This window comes from Bradyrhizobium sp. C-145 (assembly GCF_023375135.1).
In the GTDB taxonomy this organism is placed as follows: Bacteria; Pseudomonadota; Alphaproteobacteria; order Rhizobiales; family Xanthobacteraceae; genus Bradyrhizobium; species Bradyrhizobium zhanjiangense.
Map to the genome: position 1 here is coordinate 7747083 of NZ_CP088150.1, position 15352 is coordinate 7762434.

At 64.3% G+C, this 15352-nt stretch carries 17 protein-coding genes; 4 read left to right on the top strand and 13 right to left on the bottom strand.

Annotated elements, in window-relative coordinates:
• Positions 1 to 8 precede the first annotated feature (8 nt).
• The 12 genes from flgI to motA form a co-directional block, all read right to left on the bottom strand.
• Complete coding sequence (gene flgI / locus LRP30_RS36375; protein WP_091879897.1) at positions 9 to 1139, bottom strand: flagellar basal body P-ring protein FlgI; 1131 nt, start codon at positions 1137 to 1139, stop codon at positions 9 to 11.
• The gene (gene flgA / locus LRP30_RS36380; RefSeq protein ID WP_164939203.1) at positions 1136 to 1612 is read right to left on the bottom strand and encodes a flagellar basal body P-ring formation chaperone FlgA; all 477 of its coding nucleotides are present in this window, start codon (positions 1610 to 1612) and stop codon (positions 1136 to 1138) included. The genes flgI and flgA overlap by 4 nt, the downstream gene beginning before the upstream one ends.
• 13 nt (positions 1613 to 1625) lie before the next feature.
• Complete coding sequence (gene flgG, locus LRP30_RS36385; RefSeq protein ID WP_128936243.1) at positions 1626 to 2414, bottom strand: flagellar basal-body rod protein FlgG; 789 nt, start codon at positions 2412 to 2414, stop codon at positions 1626 to 1628.
• An 18-nt stretch (positions 2415 to 2432) separates the two neighbouring features.
• Positions 2433 to 2762, bottom strand: a complete 330-nt coding sequence (locus LRP30_RS36390; RefSeq protein ID WP_249757928.1) for a flagellar hook-basal body complex protein FliE — start codon at positions 2760 to 2762, stop codon at positions 2433 to 2435.
• A gap of 2 nt (positions 2763 to 2764) precedes the next feature.
• Complete coding sequence (gene flgC / locus LRP30_RS36395) at positions 2765 to 3181, bottom strand: flagellar basal body rod protein FlgC (RefSeq protein WP_060735083.1); 417 nt, start codon at positions 3179 to 3181, stop codon at positions 2765 to 2767.
• A gap of 11 nt (positions 3182 to 3192) precedes the next feature.
• Positions 3193 to 3594 (bottom strand): flagellar basal body rod protein FlgB, encoded by a 402-nt coding sequence (flgB, locus tag LRP30_RS36400; protein WP_091879906.1) that lies wholly within the window; start codon positions 3592 to 3594, stop codon positions 3193 to 3195.
• Between the two features lie 64 nt (positions 3595 to 3658).
• Positions 3659 to 4744: a flagellar biosynthesis protein FlhB gene (flhB, locus tag LRP30_RS36405; RefSeq protein WP_128956041.1), complete on the bottom strand. Its 1086-nt coding sequence runs from the start codon at positions 4742 to 4744 to the stop codon at positions 3659 to 3661.
• Positions 4745 to 4757: 13 nt separating this feature from the next.
• Positions 4758 to 5798: a flagellar motor switch protein FliG gene (locus LRP30_RS36410; RefSeq protein WP_091879912.1), complete on the bottom strand. Its 1041-nt coding sequence runs from the start codon at positions 5796 to 5798 to the stop codon at positions 4758 to 4760.
• A gap of 2 nt (positions 5799 to 5800) precedes the next feature.
• A complete protein-coding gene (gene fliN, locus LRP30_RS36415) occupies positions 5801 to 6190 on the bottom strand; it encodes a flagellar motor switch protein FliN (protein ID WP_091879914.1) in 390 nt (129 codons plus the stop codon).
• A gap of 76 nt (positions 6191 to 6266) precedes the next feature.
• Positions 6267 to 6581 (bottom strand): hypothetical protein, encoded by a 315-nt coding sequence (locus LRP30_RS36420; RefSeq protein WP_091879917.1) that lies wholly within the window; start codon positions 6579 to 6581, stop codon positions 6267 to 6269.
• Positions 6562 to 7503 carry a FliM/FliN family flagellar motor switch protein gene (locus tag LRP30_RS36425; protein ID WP_091879920.1) on the bottom strand — a complete coding sequence of 314 codons (942 nt, stop codon included), beginning with the start codon at positions 7501 to 7503 and terminating at the stop codon, positions 6562 to 6564. Before LRP30_RS36425 ends, LRP30_RS36420 begins: the two co-directional genes overlap by 20 nt.
• A complete protein-coding gene (motA, locus tag LRP30_RS36430) occupies positions 7500 to 8396 on the bottom strand; it encodes a flagellar motor stator protein MotA (RefSeq protein ID WP_128936247.1) in 897 nt (298 codons plus the stop codon). Before motA ends, LRP30_RS36425 begins: the two co-directional genes overlap by 4 nt.
• Positions 8397 to 8538: 142 nt before the next feature.
• On the opposite strand from motA, the gene LRP30_RS36435 reads away from it, so the two are divergent.
• The 4 genes from LRP30_RS36435 to LRP30_RS36450 all read left to right on the top strand — a co-directional run bounded on the left by LRP30_RS36435 (position 8539) and on the right by LRP30_RS36450 (position 12894).
• A complete protein-coding gene (locus LRP30_RS36435; protein ID WP_091880387.1) occupies positions 8539 to 9327 on the top strand; it encodes a DUF1217 domain-containing protein in 789 nt (262 codons plus the stop codon).
• Between the two features lie 3 nt (positions 9328 to 9330).
• Positions 9331 to 10059, top strand: a complete 729-nt coding sequence (flgF, locus tag LRP30_RS36440) for a flagellar basal-body rod protein FlgF (RefSeq protein ID WP_128943772.1) — start codon at positions 9331 to 9333, stop codon at positions 10057 to 10059.
• A 36-nt stretch (positions 10060 to 10095) separates the two neighbouring features.
• Entirely contained in the window at positions 10096 to 11421 is a 1326-nt protein-coding gene (gene fliI, locus LRP30_RS36445; protein ID WP_249757929.1) for a flagellar protein export ATPase FliI, read from the top strand.
• A gap of 837 nt (positions 11422 to 12258) precedes the next feature.
• The gene (locus tag LRP30_RS36450) at positions 12259 to 12894 is read left to right on the top strand and encodes a MarR family transcriptional regulator (RefSeq protein ID WP_091879929.1); all 636 of its coding nucleotides are present in this window, start codon (positions 12259 to 12261) and stop codon (positions 12892 to 12894) included.
• Between the two features lie 911 nt (positions 12895 to 13805).
• Here the strand turns inward: LRP30_RS36450 and LRP30_RS36455 are convergent.
• The gene (locus tag LRP30_RS36455; protein WP_128936250.1) at positions 13806 to 15347 is read right to left on the bottom strand and encodes a porin; all 1542 of its coding nucleotides are present in this window, start codon (positions 15345 to 15347) and stop codon (positions 13806 to 13808) included.
• Between the last annotated feature and the right edge of the window lie 5 nt (positions 15348 to 15352).

Genomic DNA, 15352 nt, shown 5'->3' on the forward strand with positions numbered 1-15352 from the left:
CTTGTGCATCATTGCACGATGACATCGGCCTGGAGCGCGCCGGCCGTCTTGATCGCCTGGAGGATGGCGATGATGCCTGATGGTTTCAGTCCGATCTGATTCAGCCCGCGTACTAGGCGCTGGAGATCGACGCCGCTCAGGATCGCCACCTGCGCGCCGGCCTCGTTGGCCTCGACCACGGTCTGCGGAACGACCACCGTCTGACCTCGCGAGAAGGGCGCCGGCTGCGAGACCACGGGAAGCTCGGTGACGCGCACCGTCAGATTGCCGTGCGTCACGGCAACGGTCGATATCCGTACGTCGCGTCCGATCACCACCGTGCCGGTGCGCTCGTTGATCACCACCCGTGCGGGCGTGTCCGGCTCGACCGTTAGCTCGCCGATTTCGGCCAGGAATCGGACCGGGCCGATGTTGCGCGGCTTCGACAGCACGATCGTGCGATAGTCGCGCTCGAAGGCGATCTGCGCGCGATAGCGGCCGCCGGCGTAGCGGTTGATGGCGTCGAGAATGCGCGTTGCGGTAACGAAGTCCGGGTTCTTGAGCTCCAGCACCAGGAATTCCATTTCATGGAGGCTTCCCTGCACTTCGCGCTCGACCAGCGCGCCGTTCGGGATGCGCCCCGCGGTCGGCGTGCCCTGGCTGACGTTCTGCGCCTGGCCGCCGACGCTGTAGCCGGCGACCGTGATCGCGCCTTGCGCGACCGCATAGACCGCACCATCCGCCGCCCGCAGCGACGTCATCACCAGCGTGCCGCCGAGCAGCGAGGTCGCATCGCCGAGCGACGACACGGTCACGTCCATCCGCTCGCCGGCTCCGATCGAGGGCGGCAGGTCCGCGGTCACCATCACGGCCGCGACGTTGCGTGTGCGCAGCGTCGTCGGACGCGTGGGATTGTTGGTGCTCGTGGTCTCGTTCCTGACATTGATGCCCATGTTCTCAAGCATCGATTGCAGGGACTGTTCCGTGAACGGCGCATTGCGGAGCGTGTCGCCGGTGCCGTTCAGGCCGATGACGAGGCCATAGCCGACGATCTGGTTCTCGCGCAGTCCCTTGATGTCCGCGATGTCCTTGATGCGGACCGCGGCCTGAGCGCTGGCGGTAGCGAGGAGGAGGACGAGCGCAAGCAGGACTCTGGTCATGACCCATCCACGACCTTGACCGTGCCGTCCGGCTGGACGATGCCCCTGATGATCACGCCGGTGTCGGTGTTTCGCACCGGGATGAGCGCGCCGGCCGCGCCCGATTGCATCGCCGAGCCGTAGGTGACGATGGACAGGCCGCTGTCCTCCACCACGACCTTGACCATGGCACCGCGGGCAACCGTCCAGGGATCCTCCACCGAATTGGTCGGGATCGGCTGGCCCGGCAGCAGCGTGCGCCGCGCCATGCGACCAATCAGGACCTGGCGTCCTTCGATGAACATGGCAACGCCGAGCAGGCTCGGCGCGAAGGCGCGCTCGGTGATCATGTCGTCCCGGATCAGCTCGCCCGCGCGGATCGAGACGGCCGGCACGGGAAGCCGCTTCTCCTCGGCCGCCGCCAGGCGCGCCGAGGCGAGAACCAGCAGCACGGCGGCCAACCCGCGCATGATCAGGCCCACCCTGTTCAACATCGAGCCACCCGAACTAGCGCATGCCCTTCGAGACAGTCGAGGCCATTTCATCCGAGGCCTGGATGACCTTGGCGTTCATTTCGTAGGCACGCTGCGCCGAGATCAACTCGGTGATTTCCTTGACGGGATCGACGTTCGAGGCTTCGAGATATTTCTGGTTGATCTTGCCGTAGCCGGAATCGCCCGGCAGCCCGACGACCGGCGTACCGGACGCGGTCGTCTCGCGGTAGAGATTGCTGCCGAGCGGCTCGAGCCCCGCCTCGTTGGCGAAATTGGCGAGATTGAGCTGGCCGATCTGCCGCGGATTTATTTCCGTGTCCAGCTTGGCGAACACCTGTCCGGTCTGGTTGACCGTGACCTCGACCGTTCCCTGCGGCACCGTGATCGCGGGGTCCAGCAGATAGCCGTCGATCGTGACGAGCTGGCCGTTGGCATTCGTATTGAACGAGCCGGCGCGGGTGTATTGCACCTCGTTGTTGGGGCCCAGCACCTGAAACCAGCCGCGGCCATTGATGGCGAGGTCATAGGGATTGCCGGTCTGCGTCAGCGCGCCCTGGATGTGCAGCTTGCGGATCGCCGCCGACTTGACGCCGAGGCCGAGATTGGCACCCTCCGGAATCGGCGAGGAGCCGTTGACATTGGCGACACCCTGCATCCGGTCCATCTGATAGAACAGATCGGTGAATTCCGCGCGCGCCCGCTTGTACGACGTCGAGTTGATGTTGGCGATGTTGTTGGCGATGACCTCGATGTTGGTCTGCTGGGCGTTCATTCCAGTGGCCGCAATGGCGAGCGATTTCACGATCGTCACTCCTTCAGATCAAATCGACATCCGAACGACTTCTTGGTAGGCCTGCACGACCTTGTCGCGAACCGCGACCGCCGTCTGCAAGGCCTGCTCGGCCGACATCAGCGCCTCCACGACGCGCCGCGTCGATTCCTTGCCCTGCATCGCCGAGATCGACGCCGCCTCGCCCGCCTTCAGCGTTCCGATCGCGTCCGTCGTCACCTGCTTCATCACCGATTCGAAGCCGACATCGTCACTGGCCTGGATCGCGGTCGTCGCCGCCGGCGAGATGGCCTGCGTCTCGGTCGCGCGGCTCGCGGCTCGCCCAGCAGAGATCGCGGTGGATGAAATCGCCTCAAGCATTGTCAGCTCCTCAAGAGGTCGATGGTCATTCCCAGCATCGACCGCACTTGTTTCACGACCTGGAGATTGGCCTCATAGGACCGGTTGACCTCACGCATGTCGGCCATCTCGATCATCATGTTGACGTTCGGCAGCTTGACGTAGCCGGCCTTGTCGGCGGCGGGATGCCCCGGATCGTACTCGACGCGATACGGCGTGGTGTCGACCCCGATCTCCTTGACTTTCGCAAGCTGTGCACCCGAGGCACGGTCCATGGCGGCATCGAAGGTGATGGTCTTGCGCTGATACGGATCAGCCCCGGCGGTGCGCCCGGTCGACGTCGCGTTGGCGAGGTTCTCCGAGACGATGCGCATGCGCGTCGATTGCGCCTCGAGCCCGGAGCTTGCGACGGTCAATGACGACTGCAGAGAGTCCAGCATGTCAATTCACCTCAAGCCTTTGCGCTCGACAGGACCATGCGGTGAAACGACCGCACGATCGCCGAGTTCATCGAATAGTCGCGATTGACGTCGTTGCCCTTGATCATCTCCTGCTCCAGACTGACCGAATTGCCGGAGTGAACCACTTCCCAGCTGTCCTTCTTGGCGATCTTGCGCGTGTCGGTCTCGGCGGCGGACAACTGCATGTGCGAGGGCGACGTCGTCGCGAGCCTGACCGGCATGCCGTCGAGCACCTTGTTGAAGGGCTCGACGTCGCGCGCCTTGAAGCCCGGCGTGTTGGCGTTGGCGACGTTGGTGGCGATGGTCGACTGGCGGAGTTCGAGGTAGCGCGCCTGCGACGATGCGAGTTCGAAGAGATAAAGCGGTCCCACGACAGCCCCGTTCTGGTCCATTCGGGAGAACCCTAGGGCGTTAAGCTTTCGTCAAGCTGTTGCGCGAAGCACCATCCTCGGAAATCTACTGGACCTTCTCGGGCCGTGCGGTCTGCTTGGACTGGAGGAAGTAGATGATCTCGGCGACGGGGCGGAAGAATTCCGCCGGAATCACCTGGTCGACCTGCACCGCCTCGTAGAGCGCGCGCGCCAGCGCCTTGTTCTCGATCACGGGAATCCGATTCTGCTCGGCAACTTCGCGGATCTTCAGCGCGATCACGTCCATGCCCTTGGCGACCACCAGCGGCGCCGCATTCTCCTCGCGCTTGTAGCGCAGCGCGATGGCGAAATGCGTCGGGTTCGCGATCACCAGCGTCGCGCGCGCGGCGGAGGCGATCATGCGCTGGCGCGAGCGGTCGCGCGCCAGCGAGCGCAGGCGCGCCTTGATCAGCGGATCGCCCTCGGCCTGCTTGTGCTCGTCCTTGATCTCCTGCTTGGTCATGCGCAGCTCGCGTCGCCAGTGGAAGCGCGACCAGGCGAGATCGATCGCGACCAGGACGATGGTCGCGATGCAGATCGCCGAGACGATCCGCATCGCGATGTTGAGGATCATTTCGGGCAGCGCCACCGGATCGGTGTACATCGCCTCGAACGCCTTCGCCTCGGACGAGCGCAGCACGAAGGCGACGACGGCGGTCACCGAGGCGAGCTTGAACAGCGACTTGGCGAACTCGACGAGTCCCTGCGTGCCGAACAGGCGGTTCCAGCCGCTGACCGGGGAGATGCGCGACACGTCCGGCTTGATGCGCTCCAGCACCAAACGCGGCGCATTTTGCAGCAGCGAGGCGGCGAGGCCGAATACCATCATGATGACGACCAGCGGCACCAGGAATCGCAGTGAATGAAGTCCCACCACGGTGAGCAGGTTCTGTGCGTCGGCCGCGGTGCTGAGCGGGAAGCCTTCGGGATCGTCGAGAAAGCTCTTCAGCGTCGGGGTCAGTTGCTGCACGCCCTGGCCGATCAGGAAGGCCTGGATCACCATCAGCGCGGCCATCGAGGCGAAGATGGAAGCCTCCCGAGAGACCGGGATTTTGCCCTGTTCGAGCGCATCACGGACTTTCTTCTCGGTCGGCTCTTCTGTCTTGCTCTCCTGATCGGATGTTTCTGCCATGCCCGTTCAGCGGTCAGCGGAAGACCAGCTCATCCTCCTGCTCGGGGTTGAGCTCGATTTCACCCTTCTCCGCGAGCTCGAGCGCGAGGTCGGTGATCACGCGCCGCGCCTCAAGCACATCGCGCTGGTTCGACGGCTCGCCGATGGCGAGCTCGTGTTCGACGACGCGGCGGACGCGCGAGGCGACCGAGGACAGGATCAGCTCGCGGAAGCTCTTGTCGGTCCCCTTCAGCGCGACGACGATGCGATCGGTCGGCACCTGGTCGAAGATCATGGTGCGCGCCTTCGGCGTCAGGTTGATGACGTCGTCGAACGTGAAAAGCAGCTCCTTCAGCACTTCGGCCGACTTCGGTCGCTTCTCCGACAGGCTCTTCAGCATGTCCTCGATATGGCCGCGCTCCATCTTGTTGATGATGTCGGCGACGCGGGCGTAGGTGTCGGCGCCGAGGTTGCGGGCGAAGTTGAGCGTCAGGTCCTCGTGCAGCGTCTTCTCGATGATGCGCATGGCGTCGTCGACGATCGGCTTGAGGCTCAGCACGCGCCGCATCAGCTCGTTGCGCAGGCTGGATGGCAGCTGGCTCATCACCTTGGCGGCGCAGGCCGGCTTCACCTTGGACAGGATCAGCGCCGCGGTCTGCGGGTGCTCCTTGGAGAGATAGCTCGCGAGCGAGTTCTCCGATACCGAGGAGACGCGATCCCAGACCGAGCGGCTCGAATTGCCGAGCAGGTCCGACATGATCTGCGAGACCTGGTCGGCCGGCAGCACGTCACCGAGCACGGCCTCCAGACCGCCGAGCGTGCCAAGGATGTTGGCGCCCATCGAGAATTGCTGGGCGAACTCCTCGACGATTCCCTCGAGCTCCTGCGCCGTGATCGGCCGCAGCTCCGCCGCGGCCTTGGTGACGATGCGGATCTCCTGCGGCTCGAACTGCTGAAGCACGCTCGCGGCCGCCTGCCGGCCCATGGCCAGGAGGAGGGCCGCGACCTTTTCCGTTCCGCCCAGCGTGGCGACGCCTCGCTGCTTGACGGGAGCGATGCCGACCTGTGCCGCCATGGTCAGGTATCACCCTGCCCCAGCGGACCGACGATCTCCGTCAGCGAGACGCCGAAGCGGGAATTGTCTTCTTCGACCACGACCACCTCGCCACGGGCGACGATGCGGCCGTTGACGACGACATCGACAGGTTCGCCGACCCGATGATCGAGCGGCACCACGGCGCCGCGCCCGAGCTTCATCAGGTTCGCCACCGGAATGGTCGCCGATCCCAGCACCACCTGCATGGTGACGGGAATGCGCAGGATGGCATCGACGTTGGCGAACTTGCCGGTCTCCTCCGCCGTGCGCGCGGCAATCTCCGCCAGCCGCTCCAGTGGAGATGCATCGGTGTGCCCCTCGTCGGATGCCGATGCGCGAGTGGCAGACTCATAGTCGAAGGATTGCGCCATTTGGTATCGCCTCTTGGTATTTCCGCTCCCGGAGCGCCGCCGCGCTCCGACCGTATCGTTTTCGCCGGCTCCGGCTTCAATGCTTGTTCACGTCGGCGCCGCCTGCAGTCGCGACGGGCGCGAGCCCGGTCCTTGCATCGAGCGCCGCGATCGCTTCGTGGGCCTGATCGATCTTCGTGCTCAGCACGTTGGCGAGCCGTCCGAGATTTGCGGTGGAATCGTGCGCCGCGTTGATGACCGTGTCGAAGGCGCCCGCCGTCTCATGGACGATGGTCGAGAATTCACCCTGGTAGCTGCGCAGTCGCGCCAGTTCGCGGTGCATCCGGGTCACCCGCATGCTGGTAAAAGCGAGCGCAATCAGCAGCACGGCATCAACGAGATAGGATATCATCGACGAACTCCCGTTTCTGATCGACGGGATCTGCCACCTGCATGGCGTAATAGCCATCAAGCTGGCCGATCTGACACCAGAACAGCACCTGGTTGTTGCTTTCGAGCCGGGCGAGCGTGCGCGGCGTGGCTTCGAGCTCGAGCACCTGCCCGACCTGGAACTTCACGACGTCGCCGAGCGATATCATCTTCTCGTCGAGCACCGCGCTCAGCGTCACCTCGGTGCGGTGAACCTCGCTCTCCATCTGCTCGCGCCAGCGCGGATCGGCCGCGCGGCCGTCGCTGACGACGACATGCGCGAGCTTCTGCCTGAGCGGGTTGAGCGCGGAGTGCGGAATGATGAGGAACATCTGGCCGCCGCGATAGAGCGCCTGCAACATGATGTTCGCGCAGATGGACATGTTGCCGCTGCGTCCGATCGCCAGCGAGGCCATAGCGGTCTCGACCCGTTCCACGCGGAAGGTGACGTTCGAGGTGCCGGCAAAGGCGGATTGCAGCGCCTTGGCGAACCGCTCGAACAGCGCCTGGACCAGGCGGATTTCGATGTTCGAGAACGCGCGCTCGACGTCGAGCGGCGGTTCGGCGCCGTCGGAGCCGAACATCGCCTCGACCATGGTGAACACGAAATCGCGGTCGAGCATGATGATGACACGGGAGTCCCACTGCTCGGCATAGAGCACCGCCGCGACCGCGTTGGCCTCGTAGTCCTTGATGATGTCGCCGACGCGGTCATTGGTGATGCCGTTGACCGAGAAATAGCACGGCGTTCCGGCCATCGGCTGCAGGCTGTCCGTGCACGATGCCGCCATGCGATCGAAGATCACATTGAGCATCGGCATGCGTTCGATCGATATGCCGGCGGCGTCCAGCAGGTAGTTTGGCAGCTGCTTGCGCTGATCGACGTCGACGTCTTCCATCATCATGCGCGGGCAGCCTTCGGTTCAACCTCGGTGACGACGGCCTTAGGTCCTGCAATCGTCTCGTTCTCGACGACGTCGATCGACGGCCGCTCGGTGCTGGCGATCATCTTGCGGCCGTGCTCGACGGCGATCTGCGGCATGGCGCCGTTCATGAACGCCAGCAACGTCTGCTTGACAATGATATAGGGCCGGCACTTCTTCTCGCGCGTCATCTTGATCTTCAGCGCGAAGGGCGAAATGATGCCGTAGGACAGGAAGATGCCGGCGAAGGTGCCGACGAGGGCCGCGCCGATGAAGCCGCCCAGCAGCTTCGGCGACTGGTCGAGGGCCCCCATGGCCTTGATGACGCCGAGCACCGCGGCGACGATGCCGAGCGCCGGCAGCGCCTCGGACACCACCACAAGCGCATGGTATGGCGTCAGCTTGCTCTTCACGATGGTGTGGATCTCCTCGTCCATCAACGCCTCGATCTCGTGCGTGCGCGCATTCCCCATGATGATCAGGCGGACATAGTCGCAGATGAACTGGAGCAGCGCGGGGTCGGAGAGCACGCTCGGAAACGCCTTGAAGATCTCCGATGAGGAGGGATCGTCGATGTGCGCCTCGACCTCGTTGCGACCCTTGCCCCGCAGCTCGCGCATCAGGGCATGGAGCGCGCCGAGCAGATCGAGATAATAGCGCTCACTGGGGACAGCGCCGGTGATGGCCTGCATGCAGGCAACGCCGGTGTCCACGACCGTCTTCCACGGATTGGCGACGATGAAGGTGCCGACGGCGGTGCCCATGATGATCACGAACTCCCACGGCTGCATGAGCACGGCCAGGTGCCCGCCCATGGCGGCAAATCCGCCGAGCAGTGCCGCCACCGTGATGAAAATCCCCACGAAACTGCCCAACGCGCCGCTCCATCGCCGATCCCAGCGGGAATATCTAGTCGGCGACGCTTGCGCGAAGCTGGCTTCGGGACCGCCAGCCTCGCGCAAGCAATTCGCGGCAGCTTGAGACGATGTTGCAAGAGCGGCCAGAGGGACGCGTGTCATGCTATCCACCATCGCGGATTACACCAGACTGACCAAGGATATGGGTAAGTCGCTGACACAGGTCGCGAAACAGCCGGACGTCAGCCGCGAGACCGATTATTTCCTCAGCCATATCGGCAACGTGAAGACCATCGACGATTTCCTGAAGGACTACCGGCTCTACTCCTATGCGATGAAGGCCTACGGCCTCAGCGACATGACCTATGCCAAAGCGTTCATGCGCAAGGTGCTGACCGAAGGTGTCGCCAACAAGAACACCTTCGCCAACAAGCTCACCGACGTCCGCTATCGTGAATTCGCCACGGCGTTCAACTTCGCCGCCCTCGGCAGCAACGCCACCCAGACCACCCAGGCCACGACCGGGACGGCGACCCAATATGTCAGGCAGACGATGGAGCAGAAGGCCGGCGACCAGAACGAGGGCCTGCGGCTGGCGCTGTATTTCACCCGCAAGGCCTCCACCGTCACCACCGCCTACCAGATCCTCGCCGACAAGGCGCTGACGCAGGTGGTTCAGACCGCGCTCGGCCTGCCGTCGACGATCAGCTCGGCCGACATCGACGCCCAGGCCAAGATGATCACGGACAAGATCAAGCTCACCGATTTCCAGGACCCGGCCAAGGTCACCAAATTCGTGCAGCGCTTTGCCGCGATGTGGGATGCGGCCCAGGCCCAGAGCGACAACTCGACCAACCCCGCGCTGGTCCTGATCGGCGGCGCGTCGTCGATGGCCAGCATGGATACCGACATGCTCTCGAAACTTCAGTCCATCCGCTTCGGAAAGTAAGTCATGCAATCGGCTCTCTATGTGGGATTGTCGGCGCAGGTCGCCCTCGAAAAGCGCCTTCAGACGATCGCCAACAACGTCGCCAACGTCAACACGGCGGCGTTCCGCACCGACGTGGTGAAGTTCGAGACCGTGCTGTCCAAGGCGGGCGCGAACCCGGTCGCCTTCTCCTCGCCCGGCGACAACATCATCTCCCGCGAGACGGGCAACATCACCGAGAGCGGCAACCCGCTCGACGTCGCCGTGGTCGGACAGGGCTGGATCGCCTTCGCCGGTCCGAACGGCACGGTCTATACCCGTGACGGCCGCCTCCAGATCGCCCCCAACGGCGACCTTCAGACCGTGTCCGGTTTTCCCGTGATCGATTCCGGCGGCGCGCAAATCACGCTCGATCCCAACGGCGGACCGATCTCGATCGCGCGCAGCGGCGCCATCACCCAGGACAACAACGAGATCGGCACCATCGGCCTGTTCAGCATTCCCGCTGACGCCAATCTCGAGCGCTATGGCAATTCCGGCGTCACGCCCGATCGTCCCGCGACCGCGATCGCCGATTTCTCCCGCGACGGCTTCAAGCAAGGCTACGTCGAAGGCTCCGGCGCCAATCCGATGATGGAATTGACGAAGCTGATCGCAGCCTCGCGCGCCTTCGACGGCACCAATTCGATGATCGAGGGCACCGAGAGCTCGCTCCAGAATGCAATCCGGACGCTGGGCGAACCCGGCAAATAGGCTGCGCCTCGCGCGCAATGAGGTTGGACGGTTTCCTTGAACGCTCTTCGGCAACTCGAGTGGGCGCTGCTGGAGCTTCAGCAGAGCACGCCCCTGCCAAGCGTCAGCGGCGCGATCTCCGAGATCGCGCCGACGCATTTCCGCGTCTCCGGCCTGTCGCGCTTCGTGAGGCTCGGCGAGCTCATCGGCGTCAATTCGGCCGGCAGGCCCCAGATCGGCGAGGTGGTGCGGATCGACAGCGAGGGCATCATCGCCAAGCCGTTCGATCGCCAATTCGCCGGCGGGCTGGGCTCGGTCGCATACCGGATGCCGCCGTTGTCCTTTGCGCCCGATCCGAGTTGGAAGGGCCGCGTCATCAGTGCGCTCGGCGCACCGCTGGACGGCCAGGGGCCCCTCACGCCGGGATCGCGTGCGGTCTCGGCGGAAGCCGAGGCACCTTCGGCCATGAAGCGCGCACGCGTGCACAAGCCGCTGCGCACCGGCGTGCGCGTCATCGACCTGTTCTCGCCGATCTGCGCCGGCCAGCGCGTCGGCATCTTTGCCGGCTCCGGCGTCGGCAAATCGACGCTGCTGGCGATGCTCGCCCGCAGCCAGGGTTTTGACACGGTCGTGCTGGCGCTGGTCGGCGAGCGCGGCCGCGAGGTGCGCGAGTTCATCGAGGACGTGCTGGGCACCGACCGTCACCGCGCCGTCACAATCGTGTCGACGGGAGACGAGAGCCCGATGATGCGGCGGCTGGCGCCGAAGACGGCGATGGCGGTCGCCGAATATTTCCGCGACCGCGGCGAATCGGTGCTGCTGATGGTCGATTCGATCACCCGCTTCGCCCACGCCGCCCGCGAGGTTGCACTCGCCGCAGGCGAGCCCGCGGTCGCGCGCGGCTACGCGCCGACGGTCTTCACCGATCTGCCGCGGCTTCTGGAGCGCGCCGGCCCAGGCGAGGAGGGATCCGGCACGATCACCGGGATTTTCTCCGTGCTGGTCGACGGCGACGATCACAACGAGCCGATCGCCGACACCATCCGCAGCACGCTCGATGGACACATCGTGCTCTCCAGGCACATCGCCGACCAGGCGCGCTATCCGGCCGTGGACGTTCTGGCCTCGGTCTCCCGCCTCGCCCATAACGTCTGGGACCCCGAAGAGCGCGAATTGGTGAGCAAGCTGCGCGCCATGATCGCCAAATACGAGGACACGCGCGACCTTCGCCTGATGGGCGGATATCAATCGGGACGTGATTCGGGTCTTGACCAGGCGGTCGACATGGTTCCGAGAATCTACAGCGCGATGCGGCAGGACGCGTCGGCCCCACCGAGCGCCGATCCATTCCGCGAACTCCGGGACATGCTCAGGGGCGAGTAGCAGGTTGCGCGGTGAGATGGCGCGCGACGCCCTGCCCGTTGTTTTCGACAGCCGATTGCGCATGCGGCCACGCTTCCAGCGCATGCGCACGCGCAGCCATGACCGGCTTGCGTCGCGGGAACGTCAGTCGATCGGACGAGAGGAATCGAGCAGAAGCGACGAACGGGCCATTCCGGCGACCGCGACCGCAACAACCGCCGCGTGCAATTCCTGTGAGTTCCCTCAGGTGATTCCCCGACGGTCGTACAAGTTGTGGATGACATGCCGACGCACATCGTCGTCATGCACAAGCTTCGATCAACTTGCATCAACGACAGACAGCAACGTGGCGTGCACAAACCGACGTATAGTTGCGGTGCATGCTGCTCATCGGGCAGCGTATTGCGTTCACTATCATGTGTGCCGACGAGCGAGATTGTCTTGAACGTTACATTCGCCCGCAACGACATCCAGTCTTAGAGAGCGTCTGTACTTGATTTTGTTGAGAAGCTCATTCATCGTTTCGATGGATACAAGAAACGTCTGCTTGCGACTTGAACTTTTAGGGGCCTCGGTTGAACTACTCCGATCCATCGTCTGCTGGCGACGGCAACTCGGGCTCCCGTGCGACGACGACGCTATTGGTATGCCCTCAGCGACGCAGGCTTGCGCTTCGAACGACGCGGCGCCCATCAGTCCGGGTCGGTCGCGTTGCAGTCCCTGCCTTCGAGCGAGAATTGGACACGACGTGCTCGTCGGGCACCTCCAGCGGTCTGACGCCTCACGACGGATTCGCAAGCCAGGGCGCGAGGCGGCTTCGGAACGCCGCACACGAAGTTCCGGGGACGAGGTAGATTCATGCCATTGGCGCGAGAAGCCGTCGAGCTGCTGGTTCAGGCGGCGAGGGCTTGGTATTTCGAAGGCAATCAGCATGGATTGCGCGATCGCGAATGGATGGCGCTGCGCTTTCTCGGCCGCGCCAACAGGTTCTCGCGCACGCCGTCCGCGCTTGCCGGCTTCATCGGCGCCACCAGGGCCACGGCATCGCAGATCGTGAAGACGCTCGAGGGCAAGTCCTTCCTGGTGCGAAAGCCGTCGCACGAGGACAAGCGTTCGGTCGTGCTTCACGTCACCGCGCAAGGCGAGAAATGCCTGAGCCAGCACGACCCGATCAATCACGTGCTGAACGCAGTCACCTCGCTCGGCACTGACGAGTGCATCAGATTGCGTGACTCGCTGCGGGAGATCCTCAATCATCTCGACGCGGCCCATCAGCGCCTCGACGCCAGCATCTGCCGGGACTGCATGTTTCTCGCCGAACGCGGCCCGGGCACCGGCAAGGGACGCGCGACCGCCGAGTTCATGTGCCGGCTGTATCGCGCCCCCGTTTCGCTCGAGGAGACCGAGCTGCTCTGCACCAGCTTCGAGCGCACCCGCGACCGCCCGAAGATCGAGGCACATCTCGACCGTGCGCGGGTGGCAAGCCAGGGGTGAGGCGGGCGCCCGCAATGACGGAGCAAGAGGCATCGGCGCTGCTCTGCTCCCCAATCCCCATTTGAATCGCAGACACGCCTTCCCGTTCTCGCGGCTGATTTCGCCCGAGCTTTGCTTCGTCGCTCCACCCTCTCGATGCAAGAGGGCGCAGGGAAGGCCAGGTGCCGGCTGGCACCCACGGTCCGCTGTGCGCGTGTAGCGCAAAAGAAATTGCACAGCGGCATACAGGTGAAGCCGTACACACGGCCTTCCTTGCGCAGTGGTCGGACGGCTTATGCCGCGCTCTCCCGGGAGCCGAGTTCCTTCTGGCCTCCCTCACCCCGCGAATTGACGATGCCGTCCGCCCGGTCGGGCTCGCGCGCATCTTCGAAGGGCTTGACCGTAGCAACGACGGCCAGGACCACACGGTTTTGCCGTACGCGCGGCTCGCATGTTCGCCGCAGAGTTTTCCCGCGCTGTCGACGTCACGGGAAAGCTAGCGAGACGAGCCTTTCAGCGCCGCTCGTCCGCGCGCGGCTGCGAGCTCACAGGGACTACCCGCCCTGCCCGCACCCTTCGTGCCGACGCTGCCGCGTCCACCGCAACCCGGCTCTCGCGACACGTGACGACACAAGATCGCCCCTCAAGAGTGAGCCGGGATGGCCGACACATACGACAAATCCGAATTTCTGTAAAGTCGAATCTTTTGGCGAGGACGGATTGACAACGCCGCATGTGGAAACATCCAGGTGTTTTGCCCGTCGGGCGCCGTAGCCCGGATGGAGCGTTGTCCGGGATCGCACCCCCATTCTACAGCGCCCGGGATTACGCTTCCGCTCCGTCCGCACGAGGGGTCGGATATCATGCAGAATGCGCACAAAAAACACCCGGCGGTTTCCCGCCGGGTGTTCGTTCCACTGGTTGGAAAGATCTTACCAGTTGCGCTGGGCGCGCAGGATCATGGCGATCGAGTCCTGGTCCTTCAGCTCGTACACAGCGGTCGGCTTGGCAGTGTTGGCAGCCGGGCTGAGGACGGCCGTGCCCGAATACTTCTGGTCGAGGTGCGTCCAGGAGAGGTCGGCCGAGAACGTCAGGTTCTTGATCGGGGTCCAGCGGGTGACGATACCGAGCTGGCCGATAGCGAAGTCGGGGTTGCAGCTCGTCACACCGGCGAGGCCGCCGAACACGCCACCTGTACCGCCAGCGCCACAGAGCGTGGTCTTGGCAAGCGTGCCGAACTGGGCCTGAGCGTAGGCACCGTAGAGCGCGGAGTTCCAGTTGGGATTCCAGTTGTGGGTGTAAGCGCCACGGAAGCCCCAGGTCTTGACCGTCTCCTGCTGCGAGCCGGTGACGAACACCGTGTCAGGAGCATTGGCGAAGCCGACGCTCTGATAGGCAATGCCCGAGCTGCCGAACAGCGAATACGTGCTGCCCGACAGGTTCTGGAAGTTGTAGCGGGTCGCACCGTCGGTGTAGACGCCCTGGATGTTGATCGTGTCACCCGCGCCGGTCGGGATGTTCTTGATCGACAGAGCGAGCTGAACTGCCCAACCCCACTTGTCGTCGGGGTGGCCGGTCGGCTCGGTCGCGCCGTAGTAGGCGACGTGGTTGTCATGCGCGGCAACCGACGCCTGGAACAGGCCCCAGGCCTGGTCGACGCGCACCTGAGCAACGAGGTTCGGCGAACGCGAGCCGCCGATGGCGTTGGAGCCGTACGAACCGCCAACCATGGTAGCCGCAGTCGCGCCGGACATGTTGAGGTTGCCGGCCTGATAATAGGCCGTCGCGTCTTCCGCCGAGAACGCCGCCGTCACGCCCTGACCGAAGTCAGCGGTATAGGTGAACTGGTTGACACCAGTGACCGTGCCGCTGCCGCCGACGAGATTGTCGGTGATGTTGCCCGGATAGTTGGTCCAGGGCGCATCGAACTGCGACACGGCCTTACCCATGGTGAAGCCGGCGAACTGGATGAAGGCGTAATACACGCCGAGCGCACCGCCCGAGGTGCCGCCGTCCGACGGGTTGATGGTGGTGGTGCCAGCCGTCGTGGCGGTGTAGCCAGTCGTGCCCGTAGCGGAGCCCGTGCCGGCGTAGCCACCGGTGGTCCAAGTGAAGACCGCGTCGAAATAGGTGCGGACCACGCCGTACTCGGTCGCGGTGCGCGTGTCGATGTTCAGGTCTTCACGAGCACGGAAGGTGTAGTAGTTCGCGAGGCGGTTGCGGGCGCCGGCAAAACCGCTCTGGTTCGGGCTGAAGTCCGAGTTGGTGTTGAAGTTCGCGTCGGCGCGCAGATAGCCGCCCAGCTTGATGCAGGTGTCGGTGCCCGGGATGTAGTAGAAACCGGCGCCGTACAGCGAGCAGATCTTGACGTATTCGACCGCCTTGGCCTTCACCGGCAGATCGGCTGCGAACGCCCCGGAGACGGCCATCAGGCCGGCTGCCGAGCCGAGAAACAGCGTCTTCGTTAACTTCATTCGTA